2 protein-coding genes and 2 pseudogenes are annotated in these 1,895 nt (G+C 67.1%); 3 read left to right on the top strand and 1 reads right to left on the bottom strand.

Annotated elements, in window-relative coordinates:
- Both JYJ84_RS35540 and JYJ84_RS35535 read left to right on the top strand, forming a co-directional pair.
- A pseudogene (locus tag JYJ84_RS35540) lies at window positions 1-346 on the top strand (hypothetical protein); the annotation flags it as partial.
- 300 nt (window positions 347-646) lie between these two features.
- Window positions 647-1,153 (top strand): flavin reductase family protein, encoded by a 507-nt coding sequence (locus tag JYJ84_RS35535; RefSeq protein ID WP_122946135.1) that lies wholly within the window; start codon window positions 647-649, stop codon window positions 1,151-1,153.
- Here the strand turns inward: JYJ84_RS35535 and JYJ84_RS35530 are convergent.
- Complete coding sequence (locus tag JYJ84_RS35530; protein WP_006477992.1) at window positions 1,140-1,640, bottom strand: Lrp/AsnC family transcriptional regulator; 501 nt, start codon at window positions 1,638-1,640, stop codon at window positions 1,140-1,142. The genes JYJ84_RS35535 and JYJ84_RS35530 overlap by 14 nt on opposite strands.
- Here JYJ84_RS35530 and JYJ84_RS38140 point away from each other — a divergent pair.
- A pseudogene (locus tag JYJ84_RS38140) lies at window positions 1,615-1,895 on the top strand (arylformamidase); the annotation flags it as partial. The gene JYJ84_RS35530 and the pseudogene JYJ84_RS38140 sit on opposite strands and share 26 nt — an antisense overlap.

The following is a 1,895-nucleotide window of genomic DNA, read 5'->3' as shown; positions in this document are numbered from 1 at the left end:
GCGGATTCCGCCCGCCCGGCTCGGCCTGTGGTCGTTCGCGGTCGCGATCGCGCATGGCGCGGGGCTGATGCTGGTGCCGATCTACCTCGGGTTGTGCGGGCTCGACCGGGACGCCGGCCACCGCGCGGCGGCCACGCTCGTCGATGCGCATCTCGGGATGGCGCTGGTCGTCGCGGCCGTGCATGCGATCGCGATGATCGGCGCCGGCGGCGGGCTCGCGTGGCTCGTGTACCGCTATCTCGGGCTGAAATTCGTGTCGCGGAGCTGGTTCAATCTCGATGCCGTGTGGGCGTCGAGCCTGATCGTGACGGGCGCGCTGTCGCTCGGACTGGCGGCGGCGCGATAACCCGGGTGTCGATGGCAGGGGGCACCGCGGTGCCGGCCGCAGCGGCGACACCGCACAAAAAACGCGACAGAACGGCCGGGCCAGACGCACGCAATCGCGCATCCGGCAGCGCGCCGCAGTGTTCGCTACGTCACCCTATCCCCGCATTGCGCCGCCTGGCCGGGCCCGGCGGCCCCGATTCCGCTAAAATCGGGCCATGCGCACCACTTCCGCCCCGACCGCCTTGTCGCCTTTCGTCCACCCCGCCCGTTGCACCCGCCGCGCGCCGTGCCCGCCCGTTTCGTTCCGGATGGCCGCCCGATGAGCCGCGCCACTCCGCCGGATTTCGACGTGACCGCGTTCCGCCAGGCACTCGGCCAGTTCGCGACGGGCGTGACCGTCATCACGACACAGGCGCCGTCCGGGCAGCTGATCGGCATCACCGCGAGTTCGTTCAACTCCGTGTCGCTCGATCCGCCGCTCGTGCTATGGAGCCTCGCGCACAAATCGGCGTCGACGCCGGTGTTCCGCAGCAACAGTCATTACGTGGTGAACGTGCTCGCCGCGTCGCAGCTCGACCTGTGCAAGCGCTTCTCGAGCTACAAGGGCGACCGCTTCGAAGGCATCGCGCATGCGGCCGGTAACTCCGGGATGCCGGTACTCGACGGCGCGCTCGCGTGGTTCGAGTGCCACAACCGCAGCCGCTACGACGAAGGCGATCATGTGATCTTCGTCGGCGAAGTGGAGCGCTGCGGCGTCCGCGTGCCGAACGTCGAAGCGCCGCTCGTGTTCCACGGCGGCGGCTTCCACGGCCTTACACCGCTTTGATCGCCCCCGTGCGCGCCAGCCCGACCGGCGCGCCGGCTTCATCCTTCAGCGTCTGCAGCACGATGTTCGAACGGATGTCCATCACGCCCGGCGCCTTGTAGAGCCGGTTCAGCACGAAATCCGAATAGTGCTTGAGGTTGTGCGCGAGCACGCGCAGCAGATAGTGGCTTTCGCCCGTCACGACGAACGCGCCGACCACCTCCGGCCATTCGCGCAGCGCTTCCGCGAAGCGCTCGTGCCATTGATTTTCTTCGTTGCGCATCGACACCTGCACGAACGCCTCGAGCTCGAAGCCGAGCTTCTCGCGGCTCAGGCACGCGCGATAGTGCTCGATCACGCCCTGCTCCTCGAGCAGGCGCATGCGGCGCAGACAGGCGGATGGCGAAAGCGAAATGCGTTCCGCCAGGTCGAGATTGCTGATTCTGCCCTCTTCCTGCAGGACCGCCAGAATCCGGCAGTCGGTGGCATCGAGCGTGATCGCGTGCATTTTTGGTCCCCGTTTTCCCTCTGAGTCGAATTATCTGCCAATCCGGCGGATTGTCCATGTTTATTTCGCAAGCACTTTCGACGAGCGTCCACCTATCATTCGAAGGATCGACTCACCGAATCGTCATGCCATGGACACCCTCTGGGACATCTCGCCGCCTGTCAGCCCCGCCACTCCCGTGTGGCCGGGCGATACGCCGGTCTCCGTCGAACGCGTGTGGCGGATGGAGGCCGGCTCGCCGGTCAACGTCGCGCG

Origin of the sequence: Burkholderia sp. LMG 13014 (assembly GCF_905232215.1) — a bacterium.
Taxonomy (GTDB): domain Bacteria; phylum Pseudomonadota; class Gammaproteobacteria; order Burkholderiales; family Burkholderiaceae; genus Burkholderia.
This window is presented reverse-complemented; position numbering and strand designations above follow the sequence as displayed.

Coding starts and splice junctions, on each gene's coding strand:
- JYJ84_RS35535 (WP_122946135.1), top strand. CDS start 647: ATGAGCCGCGCCACTCCGCCGGATTTCGACGTGACCGCGTTCCGCCAG.
- JYJ84_RS35530 (WP_006477992.1), bottom strand. CDS start 1,640: ATGCACGCGATCACGCTCGATGCCACCGACTGCCGGATTCTGGCGGTC.